General features: G+C 53.3%; 1 rRNA gene. It reads right to left on the reverse strand.

What is annotated here, in order from left to right:
• A 23S ribosomal RNA gene (locus HED65_RS22390) occupies positions 1-2,735 on the reverse strand; the annotation flags it as partial.
• Between the last annotated feature and the right edge of the window lie 61 nt (positions 2,736-2,796).

The raw sequence follows: 2,796 nt of genomic DNA on the forward strand, positions 1-2,796 counted from the left end.
TTCCGCATTTAGCTACCGGGCAGTGCCATTGGCATGACAACCCGAACACCAGTGATGCGTCCACTCCGGTCCTCTCGTACTAGGAGCAGCCCCCCTCAATTCTCCAGCGCCCACGGCAGATAGGGACCGAACTGTCTCACGACGTTCTAAACCCAGCTCGCGTACCACTTTAAATGGCGAACAGCCATACCCTTGGGACCTACTTCAGCCCCAGGATGTGATGAGCCGACATCGAGGTGCCAAACACCGCCGTCGATATGAACTCTTGGGCGGTATCAGCCTGTTATCCCCGGAGTACCTTTTATCCGTTGAGCGATGGCCCTTCCATTCAGAACCACCGGATCACTATGACCTGCTTTCGCACCTGCTCGAGCCGTCACTCTCGCAGTCAAGCTAGCTTATGCCATTGCACTAACCTCCTGATGTCCGACCAGGATTAGCTAACCTTCGTGCTCCTCCGTTACTCTTTGGGAGGAGACCGCCCCAGTCAAACTACCCACCAGACACTGTCCGCAACCCGGATTACGGGTCTACGTTAGAACACCAGCCATTAAAGGGTGGTATTTCAAGGTTGGCTCCACGCAGACTGGCGTCCACGCTTCAAAGCCTCCCACCTATCCTACACATCAAGGACCAGTGTTCAGTGTCAAGCTATAGTAAAGGTTCACGGGGTCTTTCCGTCTTGCCGCGGGTACACTGCATCTTCACAGCGAGTTCAATTTCACTGAGTCTCGGGTGGAGACAGCCTGGCCATCATTACGCCATTCGTGCAGGTCGGAACTTACCCGACAAGGAATTTCGCTACCTTAGGACCGTTATAGTTACGGCCGCCGTTTACCGGGGCTTCGATCAAGAGCTTCGCGTTGCCGCTAACCCCATCAATTAACCTTCCGGCACCGGGCAGGCGTCACACCGTATACGTCCACTTTCGTGTTTGCACAGTGCTGTGTTTTTAATAAACAGTTGCAGCCAGCTGGTATCTTCGACTGATTTCAGCTCCACCCGCAGGGGCTTCACCTACATATCAGCGTGCCTTCTCCCGAAGTTACGGCACCATTTTGCCTAGTTCCTTCACCCGAGTTCTCTCAAGCGCCTTGGTATTCTCTACCTGACCACCTGTGTCGGTTTGGGGTACGATTTGATGTTACCTGATGCTTAGAGGCTTTTCCTGGAAGCAGGGCATTTGTTACTTCAGCACCGTAGTGCCTCGTCATCACACCTCAGCGTTAAAAAGGTACCGGATTTACCTGGAACCTCCGCCTACATGCTTAAACCGGGACAACCGTCGCCCGGCTAACATAGCCTTCTCCGTCCCCCCTTCGCAGTAACACCAAGTACAGGAATATTAACCTGTTTCCCATCGACTACGCCTTTCGGCCTCGCCTTAGGGGTCGACTCACCCTGCCCCGATTAACGTTGGACAGGAACCCTTGGTCTTCCGGCGTGCGGGCTTTTCACCCGCATTATCGTTACTTATGTCAGCATTCGCACTTCTGATACCTCCAGCAACCCTCACAGGCCACCTTCAACGGCTTACAGAACGCTCCCCTACCCAACAACACATAGTGTCGCTGCCGCAGCTTCGGTGCATGGTTTAGCCCCGTTACATCTTCCGCGCAGGCCGACTCGACCAGTGAGCTATTACGCTTTCTTTAAATGATGGCTGCTTCTAAGCCAACATCCTGGCTGTCTGTGCCTTCCCACATCGTTTCCCACTTAACCATGACTTTGGGACCTTAGCTGGCGGTCTGGGTTGTTTCCCTCTTCACGACGGACGTTAGCACCCGCCGTGTGTCTCCCGTGATAACATTCTTCGGTATTCGTAGTTTGCATCGGGTTGGTAAGCCGGGATGGCCCCCTAGCCGAAACAGTGCTCTACCCCCGAAGATGAGTTCACGAGGCGCTACCTAAATAGCTTTCGGGGAGAACCAGCTATCTCCCGGTTTGATTGGCCTTTCACCCCCAGCCACAAGTCATCCGCTAATTTTTCAACATTAGTCGGTTCGGTCCTCCAGTTAGTGTTACCCAACCTTCAACCTGCCCATGGCTAGATCACCGGGTTTCGGGTCTATACCCTGCAACTTAACGCCCAGTTAAGACTCGGTTTCCCTTCGGCTCCCCTATACGGTTAACCTTGCTACAGAATATAAGTCGCTGACCCATTATACAAAAGGTACGCAGTCACACCACGAAGGTGCTCCCACTGCTTGTACGTACACGGTTTCAGGTTCTTTTTCACTCCCCTCGCCGGGGTTCTTTTCGCCTTTCCCTCACGGTACTGGTTCACTATCGGTCAGTCAGGAGTATTTAGCCTTGGAGGATGGTCCCCCCATATTCAGACAGGATACCACGTGTCCCGCCCTACTCTTCGAGTTCACAACCTGTGCATTTTCGTGTACGGGACTGTCACCCTGTACCGTGCGACTTTCCAGACGCTTCCACTAACACACAAGCTGATTCAGACTCTGGGCTGCTCCCCGTTCGCTCGCCGCTACTGGGGGAATCTCGGTTGATTTCTTTTCCTCGGGGTACTTAGATGTTTCAGTTCCCCCGGTTCGCCTCGTTAACCTATGTATTCAGTTAACGATAGTGTGTCGGAACACACTGGGTTTCCCCATTCGGACATCGCCGGGTCAAAGGTTCATATCACCTCGCCGGCGCTTTTCGCAGATTAGCACGTCCTTCATCGCCTCTGACTGCCAGGGCATCCACCGTGTACGCTTAGTCGCTTAACCTCACAACCCGAAGATGTTTCACTTCTGATTGCGAAAATTTGAGAGACTCGAACACACCATT

The organism is Pantoea sp. LS15, assembly GCF_012241585.1.
Classification (GTDB): domain Bacteria; phylum Pseudomonadota; class Gammaproteobacteria; order Enterobacterales; family Enterobacteriaceae; genus Enterobacter.